General features: G+C 61.6%; 19 protein-coding genes. 10 read left to right on the forward strand and 9 right to left on the reverse strand.

Translation table 11 applies throughout. From position 1 onward, the window contains the following. The first annotated feature begins 7 nt into the window (after positions 1-7). The 7 genes from BFP92_RS28415 (at position 8) to cfaB (ending at position 7,251) form a co-directional block, all read left to right on the forward strand. On the forward strand, positions 8-1,000 hold the full coding sequence (locus BFP92_RS28415; RefSeq protein ID WP_065932034.1) for a protease modulator HflC: 993 nt from the start codon (positions 8-10) through the stop codon (positions 998-1,000). Continuing rightward, the gene (locus tag BFP92_RS28420) at positions 997-2,031 is read left to right on the forward strand and encodes a protease modulator HflK (protein WP_056860926.1); all 1,035 of its coding nucleotides are present in this window, start codon (positions 997-999) and stop codon (positions 2,029-2,031) included. Before BFP92_RS28415 ends, BFP92_RS28420 begins: the two co-directional genes overlap by 4 nt. After that, on the forward strand, positions 2,028-3,914 hold the full coding sequence (locus tag BFP92_RS28425; protein ID WP_065932035.1) for a cation-translocating P-type ATPase: 1,887 nt from the start codon (positions 2,028-2,030) through the stop codon (positions 3,912-3,914). The genes BFP92_RS28420 and BFP92_RS28425 overlap by 4 nt, the downstream gene beginning before the upstream one ends. Positions 3,915-4,031: 117 nt before the next feature. Beyond that, positions 4,032-4,286 carry a BufA2 family periplasmic bufferin-type metallophore gene (locus tag BFP92_RS28430; protein ID WP_017135097.1) on the forward strand — a complete coding sequence of 85 codons (255 nt, stop codon included), beginning with the start codon at positions 4,032-4,034 and terminating at the stop codon, positions 4,284-4,286. 67 nt (positions 4,287-4,353) lie between these two features. Further along, entirely contained in the window at positions 4,354-5,199 is an 846-nt protein-coding gene (locus tag BFP92_RS28435) for an MNIO family bufferin maturase (RefSeq protein WP_065932036.1), read from the forward strand. Beyond that, complete coding sequence (locus BFP92_RS28440) at positions 5,190-5,978, forward strand: HvfC/BufC N-terminal domain-containing protein (protein WP_065932037.1); 789 nt, start codon at positions 5,190-5,192, stop codon at positions 5,976-5,978. The genes BFP92_RS28435 and BFP92_RS28440 overlap by 10 nt, the downstream gene beginning before the upstream one ends. Before the next feature lie 88 nt (positions 5,979-6,066). Next, positions 6,067-7,251 carry a C17 cyclopropane fatty acid synthase CfaB gene (gene cfaB, locus BFP92_RS28445; RefSeq protein WP_065932038.1) on the forward strand — a complete coding sequence of 395 codons (1,185 nt, stop codon included), beginning with the start codon at positions 6,067-6,069 and terminating at the stop codon, positions 7,249-7,251. A gap of 75 nt (positions 7,252-7,326) precedes the next feature. Here the strand turns inward: cfaB and cls are convergent, their stop codons facing one another. Continuing rightward, the gene (gene cls, locus BFP92_RS28450) at positions 7,327-8,766 is read right to left on the reverse strand and encodes a cardiolipin synthase (protein WP_065932039.1); all 1,440 of its coding nucleotides are present in this window, start codon (positions 8,764-8,766) and stop codon (positions 7,327-7,329) included. A 130-nt stretch (positions 8,767-8,896) separates the two neighbouring features. Between cls and BFP92_RS28455 the strand changes: the two genes are divergently transcribed. Continuing rightward, entirely contained in the window at positions 8,897-9,418 is a 522-nt protein-coding gene (locus BFP92_RS28455) for a DUF3617 domain-containing protein (protein WP_065932040.1), read from the forward strand. Here the strand turns inward: BFP92_RS28455 and BFP92_RS28460 are convergent. The 7 genes from BFP92_RS28460 to folE2 are packed head-to-tail and all read right to left on the reverse strand — an operon-like array spanning position 9,415 to position 15,040. Next, positions 9,415-10,752 (reverse strand): dihydroorotase, encoded by a 1,338-nt coding sequence (locus tag BFP92_RS28460; RefSeq protein ID WP_065932041.1) that lies wholly within the window; start codon positions 10,750-10,752, stop codon positions 9,415-9,417. The genes BFP92_RS28455 and BFP92_RS28460 overlap by 4 nt on opposite strands. Before the next feature lie 3 nt (positions 10,753-10,755). Further along, positions 10,756-11,316, reverse strand: a complete 561-nt coding sequence (locus tag BFP92_RS28465) for a gamma carbonic anhydrase family protein (RefSeq protein ID WP_017135756.1) — start codon at positions 11,314-11,316, stop codon at positions 10,756-10,758. Beyond that, positions 11,313-11,726: a phosphoribosyl-AMP cyclohydrolase gene (gene hisI / locus BFP92_RS28470; RefSeq protein ID WP_065932042.1), complete on the reverse strand. Its 414-nt coding sequence runs from the start codon at positions 11,724-11,726 to the stop codon at positions 11,313-11,315. Before hisI ends, BFP92_RS28465 begins: the two co-directional genes overlap by 4 nt. After that, the gene (locus tag BFP92_RS28475; RefSeq protein WP_065932043.1) at positions 11,723-12,601 is read right to left on the reverse strand and encodes a metal ABC transporter substrate-binding protein; all 879 of its coding nucleotides are present in this window, start codon (positions 12,599-12,601) and stop codon (positions 11,723-11,725) included. Before BFP92_RS28475 ends, hisI begins: the two co-directional genes overlap by 4 nt. Before the next feature lie 11 nt (positions 12,602-12,612). After that, on the reverse strand, positions 12,613-13,479 hold the full coding sequence (locus tag BFP92_RS28480) for a metal ABC transporter permease (RefSeq protein ID WP_065932044.1): 867 nt from the start codon (positions 13,477-13,479) through the stop codon (positions 12,613-12,615). After that, entirely contained in the window at positions 13,479-14,147 is a 669-nt protein-coding gene (locus BFP92_RS28485) for a metal ABC transporter ATP-binding protein (protein WP_065932045.1), read from the reverse strand. Before BFP92_RS28485 ends, BFP92_RS28480 begins: the two co-directional genes overlap by 1 nt. Further along, positions 14,144-15,040, reverse strand: a complete 897-nt coding sequence (gene folE2, locus BFP92_RS28490; protein ID WP_065932046.1) for a GTP cyclohydrolase FolE2 — start codon at positions 15,038-15,040, stop codon at positions 14,144-14,146. Before folE2 ends, BFP92_RS28485 begins: the two co-directional genes overlap by 4 nt. Before the next feature lie 128 nt (positions 15,041-15,168). On the opposite strand from folE2, the gene BFP92_RS28495 reads away from it, so the two are divergent. After that, positions 15,169-16,380 (forward strand): N-acetylmuramoyl-L-alanine amidase, encoded by a 1,212-nt coding sequence (locus BFP92_RS28495; RefSeq protein WP_065932047.1) that lies wholly within the window; start codon positions 15,169-15,171, stop codon positions 16,378-16,380. Here BFP92_RS28495 and BFP92_RS28500 read toward each other — a convergent pair. After that, a complete protein-coding gene (locus BFP92_RS28500) occupies positions 16,377-16,745 on the reverse strand; it encodes a glutamine synthetase (RefSeq protein ID WP_065932048.1) in 369 nt (122 codons plus the stop codon). The genes BFP92_RS28495 and BFP92_RS28500 overlap by 4 nt on opposite strands. A gap of 126 nt (positions 16,746-16,871) precedes the next feature. Here BFP92_RS28500 and dksA point away from each other — a divergent pair, with 126 nt between their 5' ends. Then, positions 16,872-17,276, forward strand: a complete 405-nt coding sequence (dksA, locus tag BFP92_RS28505) for an RNA polymerase-binding protein DksA (protein ID WP_065932049.1) — start codon at positions 16,872-16,874, stop codon at positions 17,274-17,276. Positions 17,277-17,287 lie beyond the last annotated feature (11 nt).

The following is a 17,287-nucleotide window of genomic DNA, read 5'->3' on the forward strand; positions in this document are numbered from 1 at the left end:
CTGTCTGTTGAGCGCACATTCTCACGATCACGGTCATCACCCTCATCATGGCCACCATCATCACCACCATGGCGACGAACAGGCCGCTGGCCCATTCCCTTGGCGGCGCATGGCCTGGGCGGTGTTGCTGGTGTTGTTTGCCGTCGCGGCGGCGAGCCTGGTGCAGGTGCGTTCCGGTGAAGCCACGGTGATTACCCGCTTCGGCAACCCGGCGCGGGTATTGCTGGAGCCGGGCCTGGGCTGGCGCTGGCCGGCGCCGTTCGAAGCGGCGATCCCGGTGGACCTGCGCCTGCGCACCACTTCCAGCGGTTTGCAGGATGTGGGCACCCGCGATGGCCTGCGCATTATTGTGCAGGCCTACGTGGCGTGGCAGGTGCAGGGCGATGCCGACAATGTGCAGCGCTTTATGCGGGCGGTGCAGAACCAGCCGGATGAAGCGGCGCGGCAGATTCGCACCTTTGTCGGATCGGCGCTGGAAACCACGGCGGCCAGCTTCGACCTGTCGAGCCTGATCAACACCGACGCCAGCCAGGTGCGCATCGCTGATTTTGAAGCCCAGCTGCGCCAGCAGATTGATCAACAATTGCTCACCACCTATGGCGTGCGCGTGGCGCAAGTGGGTGTCGAACGCCTGACGTTGCCTTCCGTCACCTTGACCGCCACCGTCGACCGCATGCGTGCCGAGCGCGAAACCATCGCCACTGAACGCACCGCCGTGGGCAAGCGTGAAGCGGCGCAGATTCGCTCCGCTGCCGAGCGTGATGCGCGCATCGTGCAGGCCGATGCCACGGTGAAAGCCGCTGATATCGAAGCCCAGTCGCGGGTTGAGGCGGCGCAGATTTACGGGCGTGCCTACGCCGGCAACCCGCAGTTGTACAACCTGCTGCGCTCGCTCGATACCTTGGGCACGGTGGTCACGCCGGGCACCAAGATCATCCTGCGCACCGATGCTGCGCCGTTTCGTGCATTGGTAGACGGGCCCAAGGATGTTCAGCCATGACCGAGCGTGACGGCCCGGACAGCCCGTGGATCCAGGCCGGGCGTCTGACCTTCCTGGCGCTGTACGCGGTGACGGTGTTGGCGGCGTTGGCCTGGGCGTTTTCCAATGTGCGCCAGATCGACCCGCAAAACCGCGCCGTGGTGTTGCACTTCGGCGCGCTTGACCGCATCCAGAACGCCGGGCTGTTGCTGGCATGGCCTCAGCCCTTCGAGCAAGTGGTGCTGTTGCCGGCGGCGGACCGTGTGATCGAGCGGCGTGTGGAGAACTTGTTGCGCTCCGAGGCAGCGATCCAGGCCGACCGCGTGGCCAGTTTTGCTACGCCCTTGAGCGATGCGCTGGCCGGTTCAGGCTATTTGCTGACCGGCGATGCCGGTGTGGTGCAGCTGGATGTGCGGGTGTTCTATAAGGTCACGGAACCTTACGCCTTTGTGTTGCAGGGCGAGCATGTGCTGCCGGCCCTGGATCGGCTGGTGACGCGCAGCGCGGTGGCACTGACCGCCGCGCGCGACCTGGACACGATTCTGGTGGCGCGCCCTGAACTGATCGGCACCGACAACGGCGCCGCCGAGCGCCGTGAGCGGCTGCGCGGTGACTTGGTGCAAGGTATCAATAAACGCCTGGCGGAGCTGGCTTCGACGGGGTTGGGCTTGGGCATCGAAGTCACCCGCGTGGATGTGCAATCGAGCCTGCCAGGCCCGGCAGTCAATGCCTTCAACGCCGTGCTGACGGCCAGCCAGCAAGCTGACAAAGCCGTGGCCAATGCGCGCACCGAAGCGGAAAAACTCACCCAGACCGCCAATCAGGAAGCCGATCGGCTGGTGCAGGTTGCCCACGCCCAGGCCAGCGAACGCTTGGCCAACGCCCAGGCGCAAACCGCGACTGTTACCAGCCTGGCGCAGGTGAAAGACCCGGGCTTGTTGCTGCGGCTGTACCGCGAGCGCTTGCCGAAGATTCTTGGCCAGGCAGGTTCCGTGACCACCGTCGACCCTAAAGACGACTCCCGCTTGATCATTCAGGGAGCCGAGCAATGAGCGCGCCCATGTTGACCTCCGCCGAGCAGCGCAGCGCTGCCCGGCAATTGACCCTGGCCATGTTGGCCTTGGGACTGCTGGTGCTTGGTCTGGTCTGGCGCTGGCTTGCGCCGGACCAGACCGGCGTCAGCCAATTACTGCTCGGCGTTGCGTCCCTGCTGGTGGCCGTGCCGGTGATGCGCTCGGCCTGGTACAGCCTGCGTTACCCCAGCCTGCATGGCATCACCGATCAGTTGATCGCCCTGGCGATGATGGGTGCCTGGGCGACGGGTGATCTACTGACCGCCGCGTTGTTGCCGATCATCATGATCTTCGGCCATGTGCTGGAAGAGCGCAGCGTGATCGGCTCCCAGGAAGCGATTCACGCCCTGGGCAAACTGACCCGCAGCCATGCGCGGTTGGTGCAGGCCGATGGCAGCATTATTGAAGTGGATAACGGCACGCTGAACACCGGCGATATTGTCGAAGTGCGCGCCGGTGATCGCGTGCCCGCCGACGGCGTGGTGCTGTCGGGCCAGGCGAGCCTGGACACGGCGCCCATCACGGGTGAGTCGGTGCCGTTGGAAGCCAGTGTCGGTGTGCAGGTGTTTGGCGGGGCGATCAACCTGGATGGGTTGTTGCGCTTGCAAGTGACCCGCACCGGCGATGAATCGACCTTGGGCAAGGTCATTGCGCTTATGCAAAACGCTGAACGCTCCAAGCCACCCATCACGCGGCTGCTGGAGCGTTATGCCGGCAGCTATATGGTGTTGGTGTTGCTGCTGGCGGCGGTGACCTGGTTTGTCACCAATGACGCCCAGGCGATGTTGGCGGTGCTGGTGGCGGCGTGCCCGTGTGCCTTGGTGCTGTCGGCGCCGGCCACAGCGATTGCCGGGATTGCCGTGGCCGCGCGCCATGGGATTTTGATTCGCAGCTCGGCGTTTCTGGAGGAGTTGGCGGACCTGACCTCGTTGGTGGTCGACAAGACCGGCACGCTGACCTTCGGCACGCTGCGTTTGCAGTCCATCGAAACCACGGCACCGGATCGGCAGGTGTTGTTGAATCTCGCCGCCAGCCTCGGTTCGGCCAGCAGTCACCCGGTCAGCCGTGCGCTGGCCGGTTTGGCCACGCAAGAGCAGATGCTGGTGCTGACGGATATTCACGAACGCCAGGGGCTTGGCGTCGTGGCGCAAACCGGGCAGGGCGAGGCGGCGCTGGGGCGACCGGAGTTGTTCGAGCAGTTGGGTATTGTCACGACGACAGTCCCGAACCATGACGGCCCGATTGCCGGGCTGGCGTTGAACGGGCAATTCCTGGCCTGGCTGTTGCTGGCTGACAGCGTCAAGCCGGAAGCACGCCAGGCGCTGCAAGAGCTGCGCGACCTCGGCCTGGGCCGCCAACTGCTGCTGACCGGCGACCGCCAGAGCGTGGCCGACAGCCTGGCGCTCGACGTAGGTATCAGCGACGTCGAAGCGCAGGCTTTGCCGGAGGACAAGCTCAACCGCGTGCTGGGAGAAATCAGCAGTGGCTTCCGCCCTATGGTCGTGGGTGACGGGATCAACGATTCCCTGGCACTCAAGGCGGGCGTGGTGGGTGTGGCCATGGGCGCAGGCGGTGCGGACATCGCCCTGGCGTCGGCGGACGTGGTGCTGATCGGCAGCGATTTGCGCCGCCTCGGCACCTGCGTGCGCTTGAGCCGCCAGTGCCGGCACACGTTGCAGGTCAACGTGATCATCGGCCTGGGCTGGACGCTGGCCATCGTGGTGTTCGCCGCGTTTGGCTGGCTGGGCGCTGCCGGGGCAATGATTGCGGCGGTGTTGCATAACCTCAGCACCCTGCTGGTATTGGGCAATGCCGGGCGTTTGCTGCGCTTCCAGGAGCCGCTTTTGAAGCTGGATGAATAAATTTCAGAAATATTTGCACACGGCTGTAACGCCGGTGAGGGACCTCACTCTAGTGGTATGTCGAGACTGAGCAATCCGTTCAGACCGATTCCACTACCGATCATGAGGAATACAAAAATGAACTTCAAATCCGCTGCTGCTGGTGCCGCCCTCGCAATGGCCGCCGCTACCATGTTTGCTGGTGTTGTCACTCAGGCTCAAGCCGCTGACACCGCTGTGCACTGCTACGGCATCAACGCGTGCAAAGGCCAGAACGATTGCAAAACCAAGGACCACGCCTGCAAAGGTCAAGGTTCGTGCAAAGGTCAGGGCTTTAAGGCTATGGCCAGTGCAGATGCTTGCACCAAGGCTGGCGGCAAAGTCGGCGAATAACCGGCAACTCAGTGCTCCCGCAGCGGATGCCCCCCACCGCTGCGGACACTTTGCCCAGGAGTGTGTGATGTCCGCTTCCCTTACAAGTCTGGGTTACGGCCTGGGTTTACGCAGTGAGTACTACCAGCAGATCCTTGAACAATCGCCGGCCGTGGATTGGTTCGAAGTGATCTCCGAGAATTATCTGGTCCAGGGCGGTAAAGCCTTGTATTACCTGGACGCGATAGCCGAGCGTTATCCCCTGGTGATGCACGGTGTGTCCTTGTCCATCGGCGGGCCGCATGCCCTCGATACCGATTACCTGAAACAAATCAAACAGCTTGCCGAGCGCATTCAGCCTGCGTGGATCTCCGATCACCTGTGCTGGAGCCGTGGCAGTGCCCATCAGTTGCACGACTTGCTGCCGCTGCCTTACACCGAAGAAAGCCTTTACCACGTGGCCGGCCGCGTGCGCCAAGTGCAGGATGTGTTGCAACGCCCACTGGTGCTGGAAAACGTCTCCAGCTATGTGCGCTCCAAGGCCGATGAGTTTACCGAGTGGGAATTCCTCAATGCCTTGGCTCATCTGACCGGGTGCCAGCTGCTGCTGGACGTGAACAACGTGTATGTCAGCTCGCGCAACCACGGCTTTGATGCCTGGACCTTTATCCGTAGTTTGCCGCCCGAGAGTATCCGCCAGCTGCATTTGGCCGGGCATATGGACTACGGCGACTATGTGGTCGATACCCATGACCATCCGGTGTGCGACCCGGTTTGGGCGCTTTATCAGCAGACGCTTGAGCATCTGGGGCCGGTGTCGACCTTGCTGGAACGCGATGACCATTTCCCACCGTTCGAAGAACTGCTCACCGAGTTGAGCAAGGCCCGTGAACTGGGCGCGACCGCCTTGGCCCGGAGATCGTTATGCGCCTGACCGATTGGCAGCTGGCCTTTGAGCGACACCTGTTATCTGAAAACTCAGTCGCCAACAGTGGTTTCGCCGCTACCTTGCTGGGCGGGCCGACCCTGGATGTGGACACGGGCCTGGCGATTTATCACAACGCCTACCTGTCGCGCTTGCAGGAAGTGCTGCGCCATGACTTCGGTGCCATTTGGTATTGGCTCGGCGATGATGAGTTCGCCTCACTCACACAAGCCTATTTGCGCCGTTATCCGTCCGCCCATTACAGCCTGCGTTGGCTGGGTGAGCGGTTCCCGGCGTTTATCGTCGAGCATTTGGTGGCTGAGCAGAGCGTGCCGCTGGCTGAGCTGGCGCGGTTGGAATGGGCGTTTACCCTGGCGTTTGATGCGCCGCAGGGTGAGCCGCTGGCCCTTGATGATATGGCGCAACTGGCGCCCGAAGAGTGGCCGGCGTTGCAGGTCACCCTGGCGCCGTCGGTGCAGCAGGTGCTATGTCACTTCAATACCGTGGCAATCTGGCGGGCGAGCAAGGATGAGTCGGAGTTTCCCGACAGTCATGCGCTGGAGCTGGCGCAGATTTGCCTGGTATGGCGCCACCACAACGTGTGCCATTACCGCAGCCTGGAGCCCGCTGAAGCCTGTGCCTTGGCAGGAATGGTGACCACCGGCTGGAATTTTTCAGAACTGTGCGAAGCGCTGGTAGTCACTTATGCAGAGGGTGCACCACTGCAAGCAGTGACATGGCTGAAACAGTGGATCCAGGATGGGTTGCTCGAGCGCCGAGCCCCATAGAAGAAGGCTATTAAATCGATAGCCTCCTACTTTGTCTTCGGATGGTCTACCCTCACTCCAGACGTCTGAAACAAGGGGGGGACTATTCATGCTCGCGCAACTTCCACCGGCCTTACAGAATCTTCAGCTACCGCTGCGTCTTCGACTCTGGGACGGCCATGAATTCAACTTGGGCCCCGAGCCCAGTGTGACCATCGTGGTGAAGGACCCCACGGTCGTGTCCAGGCTGACCCATCCAACGCTCGATGCTTTGGGCGAAGCCTTCGTCGAGGGCAAGTTGGAGCTGGAAGGCTCCATCTCCGAGGTTATCCGGGTATGTGACGAGTTGAGTCATGCCCTGATCGACGACGACGAGGGGAATCGTCCGGTGCGCTCGATCCACGACAAGGCCACTGACGCAGCGGCTATTTCCTACCATTACGACCTGTCCAACGAGTTCTACCAGCTATGGCTGGACCAGGACATGGCGTATTCCTGCGGTTACTTTGAAACCGGCAGCGAATCCATCGACCAGGCCCAACAAGACAAGTTTCGCCATCTGTGCCGCAAATTGCGGCTGCAGCCGGGTGAGTATTTGCTCGACGTTGGCTGTGGTTGGGGCGGGCTGGCGCGGTTTGCGGCGCGTGAGTTTGGGGTCAAAGTGTTTGGCATTACCCTGAGCAAGGAACAGCTGGCGCTGGCTCGGGAGCGGGTTAAAGCTGAAGGGCTGCAAGATCAGGTCGACCTGCAACTGCTCGACTATCGCGACCTGCCGCAAGACGGTCGCTTCGACAAAGTCGTCAGCGTGGGCATGTTCGAGCACGTCGGCCACGCCAACCTGGCGGAGTATTGCAAGACGCTGTTTGGCGCGGTGCGCGAAGGCGGCCTGGTGATGAACCATGGCATTACCGCCAAGCACACCGATGGCCGACCCGTGGGCCGTGGCGCCGGCGAGTTTATCGAGCGTTATGTCTTCCCCAACGGCGAGCTGCCGCACCTGGCGATGATGACCGCCGAAATCAGCGAAGTCGGGCTGGAAGTGGTCGACGTCGAAAGCCTGCGCCTGCACTACGCGCGCACCTTGGATCATTGGAGCGAGCGCCTGGAAGACAACCTCGAAGCGGCGGCGAAGATGGTGCCGGAGCAGGCACTGCGGATCTGGCGGTTGTACCTGGCCGGTTGCGCGTATGCGTTTGCGCGGGGCTGGATCAATTTGCACCAGATATTGGCGGTGAAACCCCATGCCGACGGCAGCCATGAATTGCCGTGGACGCGGGAAGATATCTACCGCTGAAACTCGGTTATAAAAGTGCTGAAGATCTAAATGTGGGAGCGAGCAAGCCCGCTCCCACATTTGTTCTGTGCTGTATCAAAGAATGGGTGAGATAAGCCGCGCCACCCGCATGCCCAGTTGTTGCAGGCGCCGAGTCTCGCGACTTTCTTCCTGGCTGACTTCATGGGCCAGGGCGAAGTCATCCAGCAACATCTGCTCCACCTCGCTGGCAAACGCCTCGTCCACCGTCAGCAGCATCACTTCAAAATTCAGCCGGAACGAACGGTTGTCCATGTTCGCGCTGCCGATGGCGCTGATTTCGCTGTCCACCAACACCACTTTCTGGTGCAAAAAGCCTGGCTTGTAGCGGAACACCCGCACGCCTGCGCGGACGGCTTCGATCGCATAAAGGCTGGAGGCCGCATAAACGATACGGTGATCGGGGCGCGACGGCAGCAACAGGCGTACGTCGACACCGCGCAGCACGGCCAGGCGCAAGGCCGAGAACACCGCCTCATCGGGCACGAAATACGGGCTGGTGATCCACACGCGTTCGGTCGCCGCATGAATGGCTTCGACAAAAAACAGCGAGCAGGTTTCATACGGGTCGGCCGGGCCGCTGGCGAGCAACTGGCAGAGCACGCCGTCTTCGGGGTAAGTGTCCGGCAAAATCAGCGGCGGCAGCTCGCGCGCCGCCCAGAACCAGTCTTCGGCAAATGACTCCTGCAGGCACGCCACCACCGGGCCGGTGACCTGCACATGGGTGTCGCGCCAGGGTGCCAGCGGCGGCTTTTTGCCCAGGTATTCATCACCCACGTTGTGCCCGCCGACAAAGCCGGTAATGCCGTCCACCACCACGATTTTGCGATGGTTACGAAAGTTGACCTGGAAACGGTTAAGCCAGCCGCTGCGGGTGGCGAACGCTTTGACTTTGACCCCGGCGTCGCGCAGCGATTGCACGTAACGGTGGGGCAGGGCGTGGCTGCCGATGCGGTCGTAGAGCACATGAATATCTACGCCTTCGGCAGCTTTTTCCTTCAGCAGCGCGTGCAGCTGTCTGCCAAGCTCGTCGTCATGAATGATGAAAAACTGGAACAGCACTGCAGTTTTGGCATTGCGAATGGCGTCGAAAATCGCGCTGAATGTGGCTTCACCATTGATCAGCAACCGCACTTCATTATTGGCCAGGCACGGCATGCGCCCCAGTTTGGGCATGGCGCGCAAGGAGCCGTAGGCGCTGGAGTTGCGCGCGGCCAGGGCTTCTTCGACCCATGGGCGCCAGTTCAGCTCGGTGATGGCGGTGTGCATTTCCTGGTTAGCCTGGCGACGGGCCTGGATGTACGCATCGAAGGTGCTGCGGCCGAAGATCAGGTACGGGATCAGCGTCAGGTAAGGCATGAACATCAGCGACAGGGCCCAGGCGATCGAGCCTTGGGCGGTCCTGACCGTCAGTACCGCGTGGATCGCCGCCAGCGTCCCGAGAAAGTGCAGCGTGGCAATGAAGTAGGCGAGCAGGTGCGGGCCAAAAAAATCCATGAACGACATGACTCCAGGCAATCGAGTGCCTAACAGACCATGTTCCACAGCGAATGTCGCTATTTTATTTGCCGTGCAACACTGGCGGCTTTGCGGCGTCTAACGCCCACAATTACCCAGGAGTTACCCGATGAATGCTCGTCTGCTTGGTTTGGCCATGGTTGTTGGACTGACGCTGCCCGTGGCGGCTCAGGCGCAGATGCTGGCGCCGGGCTTGTGGGAATTGACCACCAGCAATATGAAAGTCGATAACCAGGATTTGCCGGACCTTTCGCTGATCCTCGGTCAGCTCAAGCAACAGATGACCCCTGAGCAGCGTGCGATGCTGGAAAAACAAGGCATCACCATGGCCGGTAAAGGCGTGCAGGTTTGCTTGACGCCCGCCCAGGTCGCCTCTGATTCGATCCCGCTGACCGACCCGCAATCGGGCTGCAAGCAGGAAGTGACCGACAAGACCGGCAACCAATGGAAATTCCGTTTCAGCTGCCCGAAAGCCCAGGGCACTGGCGTTGCAACCTTCCAGAGCCAGCAGGAATTCACTACCAGGGTAAACGGTACTTTCAATGCCACGGGCGTCCAGCAGAAGGGCAGCCTGGACACCCACGCCCAGTGGCTGGGTAACGATTGCGGTACGGTAAAACCCCGCGCCTAACGCAAAAAATGCAGGGGCAAGCCCTGGCAGCTGTCGACCACCTGGCCGTTGTGCCACGCCAGGTGGCCGGACACCAGCGTGGTGCTCACGCTGTGGCGAAAGCTGCGTTCGGCGAACGGTGTCCAGCCGCAGCGGGCGAGGATCGGCTGGCTACTGACGGGTTTACCTTCAGGCTCGGGTTTGATCAGCACCAAGTCGGCCCAATAACCTTCGCGCAAGTAACCACGGTCCGGGATGGCGAATAAATCGGCCACCCGGTGACTGGTTTTTGCCACCAGCGTGGTCAGGGGCAAATGCCCGTCCATGACCAATTCCAATAACGCCGGCAACGCGTGCTGCACCAGCGGCAACCCGGACGGCGCTTCACGGTAGCCCAACTGTTTTTGCGCCCAGGTATGCGGCGCATGGTCGGTGCCGATCACATCCAGACGATCACTCAACAAGGCCAGGCGCAACGCGTCGCGGTCGGCGCGGCTCTTGATCGCCGGGTTGCATTTGATCTGGTGGCCGAGGCGATGATAATCACGGTCATCGAACAGCAGGTGGTGCAGGCAGACTTCGGCGGTGATGTGCTTTTCGGCCAAAGGCTTGTCTTCGAACAATGCCAGTTCGCGGGCGCTGGTCAGGTGCAGCACATGCAGGCGCGTGCCATGGCGCTTGGCCAATTCCACGGCAAAGGACGACGAGCGATAACAGGCTTCGGCATCGCGGATCAGCGGGTGGGCGACGGCAGGAATCTGTTCGCCGAAACGCTCGCGCAGGCGTTGCTCGTTGGCCAGGATGCTCGGCGTGTGTTCGCAGTGGGCCAGCAGGAGCGTCGGCACTTGCGCAAACAGCCGCTCCAGAATCCGTGGGTCGTCCACCAGCATATTGCCGGTGGAGGCGCCCATAAACACTTTAACCCCGGCCACTTCACGCGGGTCGAGGGCGGCAACCACGTCGAGGTTGTCGTTGCTCACGCCGAAGTGAAAGCCGTAGTTGGCCACCGAGTGCAACGCGGCGCGGCGCTTTTTATCGGCCAGTGTTTCGAGGTTCAGCGTGGCCGGGCTGGTGTTGGGCATGTCCATGAAGCTGGTAATGCCACCGGCCACCGCCGCGCGGGATTCGCTGTAGAAACTGCCTTTGTCCGGCGCGCCAGGTTCGCGAAAGTGCACCTGGTCGTCGATCATGCCCGGCAGCAGCCACTGGCCTTGGGCGTCGATTTCCACAGGCTCGTTGTAGCCTTTAAGGCTGGCGGCAATCTTCTCGATGCGACCATTGGCGACCAGCACATCGGCGTCGAATTCCTGGCCTTCATTGACCAGGCGGGCGTTGCGGATCAGCAGGCGGCTCATGGTTCAGAACTCGTTTTGCAGGGCTTTGTAACCACGTACCAGGTCGACGTTGGTACGCGCGACGTCTTCGGAAAACTCCGAGGCGCTGACGCTCACCGGCGGGAATTGCGACAGGTCGGTATTGGGGCCGATGCGGGTGGTGGAGGGCACGTAGAAGGCGGCGGGCAAGTCGCGCCCATCGACCACCGAGTTATGGCGCACCACGCAGCCGTCGCCGACGGCGCAGTTGAACAGCACGCTGTTGAAACCAATGAAAACGCGGTCGCCGACGGTGCAGGGGCCGTGGACGATGGAGCGGTGCGCGATAGACGTGAACTCTCCAATCGTCACCGCCGCACCGGATTTGGAGTGGATCACCACGCCGTCCTGAATGTTGGAGTTGGCGCCGATGGTGATCGGGTCCATGTCGCCGGTGGCGTCGACTTCGTCGGCGCGGATCACGGCGTAGGGGCCGACGAACACGTTCTCGCCAATGATGACCTTGCCGCAGATGATCGCGGTCTTGTCGACGTAGGCCGACTCGGCAATCACCGGCAAGTCGCCGGAAGGGTTCTTGCGAATCATGCAACAGGCTCCGTAATAATGTGAACGTGATCGCCATCTATGGCGTTGTAGAAACAGGTCGGCCGCCCGGTGTGGCAGGCCGGGCCTTGCTGGTCGACGATCAGCAGCACGGCGTCGCCATCACAATCCAGGCGCGCCTCGATCAACTGTTGCCAGTGGCCGGAACTTTCGCCTTTGCGCCACAGTTGCTGGCGCGAGCGCGACCAGTAGCAGACGTGCCCAGTGGCCAGGGTTTCGCTGAGCGCCTGGCGATTCATCCAGGCCAGCATCAGCACAACGCCGCTGCCGTGTTGCTGGGCGATGGCGGCAATCAGGCCATCGCTGTTCCACGGCAGCGCGTCGAGTACGGGTTCGAGTGGAAAGCGGCTGCCCAGGGCAGCCTCTTCCAGGTCGAGCATGCTCAGGGTCATGGCTTGCTCAGGGCGGCGCACAAGGTGTTGAGGTTGTACTCGAACAGCCCGGTGAAGGTGCTCGCCGGGCCTTCGGCGGCGAGGGCGTCGGAGTACAGCGTGCCGCCGATCTGCGCGCCGCTTTCGTCAGCGATCTGCTTGAGCAGGCGCGAGTCCTTGATGTTTTCCATGAACACGGCTTTGACCTTGTCCTTGCGGATCTGGGTGATCAGCGCAGCGACTTCAGCGGCCGAAGGTTCGCGTTCGGTCGACAGGCCTTGTGGCGCCAGGAACTGGATGCCATAGGCCTGGCCCAGGTAACCGAAGGCGTCATGGGAGGTGACGATGCGGCGGTTGCCGGCCGGCAGCGCGCCGAACTTGGTCTTGGCTTCGGCCAGCAAGCGGTAGATTTCTTTCAGGTAGGTCTGGCTGTTACGCAGATAGTCAGCCTTGTTGGCCGGGTCGGCTGCCACCAGTGCCTTGGTGATGTTGTTCACATAGATTTCGGCGTTGGCCAGGTTGTGCCAGGCGTGTGGGTCCGGAATGGTTTCACCGTCTTCTTCCATGGTGTGGGAGATCACGCCCTTGCTGGCGGTGACCACCGTGGCCTTGGTTTCGGTGCTGGTAACCAGGCGGTCCAGCCAGGGTTCGAAGCCCAGGCCGTTCTTGATGATGACCTTGGCCTTGAGCAGCGCCTTGGCATCGTCCGGCGTCGGCTCATAGGTGTGGGCGTCGGAGTCGGGGCCGACCATGTTGCTGATCTGGATATGGTCGCCACCGATCTGGTGGGTGATGTCATCGAGAATGCTGAAGCTGGTGACCACTTGGAGTTTGTCGGCGGCCTGGGCCATCGACAAGGGCAGCAGAAGACTGAACAGCACGAGTAAAGCGCGCATCGGGAAACACCTCATTGGGATGTAAGAGAGGGCGGGCGGCGCAGCAAGCCGTGCACCGGGCCGAAAACCACGGACAGCAAATACCCGCCGCCAGCCACCAGCACGATGGCCGGGCCGCTGGGCAGTGAGTAGTAGAACGACAGCAGCAAACCAAACCACACCGACAGGCATCCCAGCACCGCCGATACCGCAATCAACACCGGCAGGCGTCGGCTCCAGAAGCGTGAAGCAATCGCCGGCAACATCATCAAACCCACCACCATCAACGCGCCGATAGCCTGGAAGCCGATCACCAGGTTCAGCACCACCAGGGTCAGGAATAACCCGTGGGCGAGTGGGCCGAGACGGCTGACGGTTTGCAGGAACAGCGGATCAAGGGTGTCCAGCAGCAGCGGTTTGTAGATCAGCGCCATGGCGATCAGGCTGAAACCCGAGACCCAGAGCATGCCGGTGAGGGTGGTTTCATCCACCGCCAGGGCAGAGCCGAACAGCAGGTGCAGAAGGTCCAGGCGCTTGCCGGCGATGCCCAGGATCAGTACGCCGGCGGCGAGCGAGATCGGGTAGACGGCGGCGAGGCTGGCGTCTTCACGCAGGCCGGTGCGGCGGGTGATCCACGCCGACAAACCGGCCATGCCCAGGCCGGCGCCGAGGCCGCCGATGGTCAGGGCCGGCAGGCTGATACCGGCGAACCAAAAGCCCAGCGCGGCGCCGGGCAGGATGCCGTGGGCGACGGCGTCACCGATCAGGCTCATGCGCCGCAGGATCAGGAACACACCCAGCGGCGCAGTGCTGCACGCAAGCACCAGCCCGCCAATCAGGGCGCGGCGCATGAAGACGAAATCTTGAAACGGCATCCACAGGTGGGCGGCGAAGTGCATCAGGCCACCTGCATATGCGGTTGCGGGCGGATCAGCTCTTTGCTGGGGCCGAACACGCAGCCGGTGTTTTTGATCTGCACCACATCCTGAGTGTGGTGGCGCACGGAGGCGAGGTCATGACAAACGATCACCACCGTGCGGCCCTCATCGTGCCAGGCGTGCACATGTTTCCAGCACAGCGCCTGGCCTTCCTCGTCGAGGGCGGCGTGAGGTTCATCGAGTAGCAACACCGGTGCTTGAGCCAGGCTCATGCGCGCCAGCAGCGCGCGTTGCAGTTCGCCGCCAGACAACGCCATCAACGGTCGATGCTCCAGGCCGGTGAGGCACCAGTCTTCCAACACAGCTTGCAGACGTTGGCTGCGTTGTTCCGGGCTGAGCTTGGTGCCCCAGAAGCCGGCGGCGACCAACTCTTGCAGGCTGATCGGAAACTGCCGGTCCAGGTGTTGCTGCTGCGGCAGGAACGACAAGCCGCCACGACGTGGAACATCCAGGCTGACGTTGCCCGCCAATGGCTTTTGCAGCCCGGCAATAACTTTGAGCAGGCTGCTCTTGCCCGTACCGTTGGCGCCAATGATGCCGGTGAGGCTGCCTTTTTCCAGGCTTAGATCCAGCGCAGGGGTGAGTGGTTGCCCAGGGGCGCCCCAGCGCAAAGCGTTGCAGGTGATCATGCAGAGTCTCTCTTCCAGCGGCTTTCAGCCACGGCATCGTGCGCGTGCAGGCTTTCGGCGTGGATCACTTTCAGGTGGAAGGCTTTGACGGCATCCGAGCGTTTCAAGGCGAGGTTCAGGCGGCGGGCGGCGTCTTCGCAGAACATCAGGTTCTGCCCGTTGGCCAAGGCGAAGGCTTGTTCGTCCGCACGTTTTACAGCGGTTTGCACGGCGGTGCCGAGGGCGGCTTCGACGGTGTCGATCAAGTCTGTGAGCGGCAGGGTGTTGTGGCTGGCGTCCAGTTGGATCGACAGTTGGGCGCTGCTGCGCTGGCTGTGAGGCGTGGCGACGATGCCGTTGGCGCTGCCGAGCCAGGTCAAAACGTCCTCGTGCTGCAACGGCGTGTTGGCAAAATCCTGAAGAAATTGCTGCTGAATCAACTGCCTGGCGAGCGCGGCCGAGCAAGGGCAAGTTGAAGAATAAGTAACGTCAATTTTTAGTTCCACGTGGAACATCTGGTTTTCCAGACGCGCTTCGATGCACACCGGGTAGCCTTTCCAACCGGCCAGCGGGCTGACCAAGGCCGGGCGTTTGAGTAACAAATCCGTGTGAATGCGCAAGTAGGCGTTCTTAGATAATCCTTCATGACTCTCAAGAAAGCGCTGCAGTACATTACGCAGAAGTGCAGGTGTAAGAAGCTGCTGGTCGAGCATTTCCAAGGCCAGGTACAGGCGCGACATATGAATGCCACGGGCCTCGCCATCGTCCAGGCTTACGCCTGCATCGGCGGTGGCAGTCAGGCGTTGGCCGTCGATGACGATTGGCAGGGCGATGCCGCACATGCCCACCCAGTCGAGCGGCAAGGCTTGCCGTGAAGCCTGCGCGGCGATATCCGGCAGAGTCAGCGCATTCATGAGCAGGTCCGTCGTTGGAAATAAAAAGACATGTTATATTATAACCATTAAGTCGACGATGATTTTTCTGCTCCAGTCTTTCTTCAGTCATGTCGAGCAGGGACGCTCCTTTATTTGCGGTGTTTTTCATGCACAGACGTCAGCTTCTCAATCTGCTGCTGGTCAGCCCTCTGTTCACCTTTCCATTGGGGGCGTTTGCCACACAGATTCGTAATGCGCGCTTGTGGCGCTCCGACGACAAACTGCGGCTGGTGTTCGACCTCAGCGGCCCGGTGCAATACAAGACCTTCTCCCTGACGTCGCCGGAGCGTGTGATCATCGACCTGAGCGGCGCCGGGCTCAGTGGTGATTTTTCGCAGTTGGCGCTCAAAAACAGTGGGATTACTTCGATTCGTTCTGGGCATTTCGGCAAGAGCGATACCCGTATCGTGCTGGACCTGGCCTCGCCGATGCAGCTCAACAGCTTTCTATTGCCGCCGCAGGATGGCCAAGGCCATCGGCTGGTGCTCGACCTGACCAGCGCCACCCACGCGCCGCGCCAGATTGCTGCGCAGCCGGCGCCGCTGGTGGCTCCAGTAGATAAAGCGCACCCCAAGCGCGACATCATTGTGGTGGTCGACCCCGGCCACGGCGGCAAAGACCCTGGCGCCATCGGCTCCAAGGGCCAGCGCGAAAAAGACGTGGTGCTGTCCATCGCCCAACTGCTGGCCAAACGCTTGAAGCGCGAGAAGGGCTTTGACGTGAAGCTGGTGCGCAACGATGACTTCTTTGTGCCGCTGCGCAAGCGCGTGGATATCGCCCGTCAGCACAAGGCCGATATGTTTATCTCGGTGCATGCCGACGCCGCGCCGCGCCTTACCGCATCCGGCGCTTCGGTGTATGCGTTGTCGGAAGGCGGCGCCACCTCCGCCACCGCGCGCTTTATGGCGCAGCGCGAGAACGGCGCCGACCTGCTGGGCGCCACCACCTTGCTCAACCTCAAGGACAAGGACCCGATGCTGGCTGGGGTGATTCTCGATATGTCGATGAACGCCACCATCGCCTCCAGCCTGCAACTGGGCAGCTCGGTGCTGGGCAGCCTGCAAAGCATCACCACGCTGCACCAGAAGCGCGTGGAGCAAGCCGGGTTTGCGGTGCTCAAATCACCCGACGTGCCGTCGATCCTGGTGGAAACCGGGTTTATCTCCAACACCCAGGACGCTCAGCGGCTGGTGACGGCGCGTCATCAACAAGCCGTGGCGGATGGGCTGTTCGACGGCCTGAAAAAATACTTCGAGAAGAACCCGCCGATGAACAGCTACATGGCCTGGGTTCAGGAACAGAAGAGCGGCCAGGTCTAACAGCCGGCTATACGGCTGCAGGTGAACTTGGCGCTGGCGCCACCTGAACTGGAAAACCGGTTGATGGTGGTCCAGCCCACGCGGCGCGTGTAGCCGACCCACGCCTCACCATCGGACGCCAACCCGGTAAAGAACGTCAGTTGCCCGTAGCGACTGCTGGTCTGTGCCCAATAGCGTTTGCCGATCACTTCAAAGCCGCGCAAATACGTGGTGCTGCCAGCCGTCGCCACGCTGTAGGCGTTGCCCAGCGGGTCTACACAGGCCAGCAAGTTGGCGCTGCGCGTGCAGTTCGCCAGCAGGCTCGGCGTTTGCGCGCAGGCAGTGCCTGCCACGCCCAGTAACAGGGCACACACCAGGGTTTTCATAACACCTCTCGGGCAAGAACGTGTTCCAGCATTGCGCCCTTCGTCGTGGCGAGCAAGCGGGGATTGGCTTATTTGTATTGTTATACTATAACATTAAAAAACAGCCTGACCCGTGAACCGCTTCCCATGACTGAACAAGACCTTCTGGCCCAACCGCCCGCTGACTACATGAATGACGCTCAGCAAGGTTTCTTCCGAGCGCTGCTGCTGACCCAGCGCGACGAATTGCAGGCGCGTATCGAGGCCGAGTTTTTGCTGCTGCGTGAGCAGGAAACCAACAGCGACCTGGCGGATATCGGCAGCGCCGAAGAACAGCGCCAATGGCAACTGCGCTTGCTTGAGCGTGAAAAAAAGCTGTTGGACAAGATCGACGATGCCCTGGAACTGCTGGCCCGCGGCGAATACGGCTGGTGCCGCGAAACCGGCGAGCCTATCGGCCTGCAACGCCTGCTGCGGCGTCCTACCGCCACCCTGTGTATCGAAGCCAAAGAACGTGAAGAGCTGCGCGAACGCCATAAACGGGCGATTTGACCGGCCAACCC

Origin of the sequence: Pseudomonas sp. 58 R 3, assembly GCF_900006605.1 — a bacterium.
GTDB lineage: Bacteria > Pseudomonadota > Gammaproteobacteria > Pseudomonadales > Pseudomonadaceae > Aquipseudomonas > Aquipseudomonas salomonii.

Coding starts and splice junctions, on each gene's coding strand:
- BFP92_RS28420 (WP_056860926.1), top strand. CDS start 997: ATGACCGAGCGTGACGGCCCGGACAGCCCGTGGATCCAGGCCGGGCGT.
- BFP92_RS28425 (WP_065932035.1), top strand. CDS start 2,028: ATGAGCGCGCCCATGTTGACCTCCGCCGAGCAGCGCAGCGCTGCCCGG.
- BFP92_RS28430 (WP_017135097.1), top strand. CDS start 4,032: ATGAACTTCAAATCCGCTGCTGCTGGTGCCGCCCTCGCAATGGCCGCC.
- BFP92_RS28435 (WP_065932036.1), top strand. CDS start 4,354: ATGTCCGCTTCCCTTACAAGTCTGGGTTACGGCCTGGGTTTACGCAGT.
- BFP92_RS28440 (WP_065932037.1), top strand. CDS start 5,190: ATGCGCCTGACCGATTGGCAGCTGGCCTTTGAGCGACACCTGTTATCT.
- cfaB (WP_065932038.1), top strand. CDS start 6,067: ATGCTCGCGCAACTTCCACCGGCCTTACAGAATCTTCAGCTACCGCTG.
- cls (WP_065932039.1), bottom strand. CDS start 8,766: ATGGATTTTTTTGGCCCGCACCTGCTCGCCTACTTCATTGCCACGCTG.
- BFP92_RS28455 (WP_065932040.1), top strand. CDS start 8,897: ATGAATGCTCGTCTGCTTGGTTTGGCCATGGTTGTTGGACTGACGCTG.
- BFP92_RS28460 (WP_065932041.1), bottom strand. CDS start 10,752: ATGAGCCGCCTGCTGATCCGCAACGCCCGCCTGGTCAATGAAGGCCAG.
- BFP92_RS28465 (WP_017135756.1), bottom strand. CDS start 11,316: ATGATTCGCAAGAACCCTTCCGGCGACTTGCCGGTGATTGCCGAGTCG.
- hisI (WP_065932042.1), bottom strand. CDS start 11,726: ATGACCCTGAGCATGCTCGACCTGGAAGAGGCTGCCCTGGGCAGCCGC.
- BFP92_RS28475 (WP_065932043.1), bottom strand. CDS start 12,601: ATGCGCGCTTTACTCGTGCTGTTCAGTCTTCTGCTGCCCTTGTCGATG.
- BFP92_RS28480 (WP_065932044.1), bottom strand. CDS start 13,479: ATGCACTTCGCCGCCCACCTGTGGATGCCGTTTCAAGATTTCGTCTTC.
- BFP92_RS28485 (WP_065932045.1), bottom strand. CDS start 14,147: ATGATCACCTGCAACGCTTTGCGCTGGGGCGCCCCTGGGCAACCACTC.
- folE2 (WP_065932046.1), bottom strand. CDS start 15,040: ATGAATGCGCTGACTCTGCCGGATATCGCCGCGCAGGCTTCACGGCAA.
- BFP92_RS28495 (WP_065932047.1), top strand. CDS start 15,169: ATGCACAGACGTCAGCTTCTCAATCTGCTGCTGGTCAGCCCTCTGTTC.
- BFP92_RS28500 (WP_065932048.1), bottom strand. CDS start 16,745: ATGAAAACCCTGGTGTGTGCCCTGTTACTGGGCGTGGCAGGCACTGCC.
- dksA (WP_065932049.1), top strand. CDS start 16,872: ATGACTGAACAAGACCTTCTGGCCCAACCGCCCGCTGACTACATGAAT.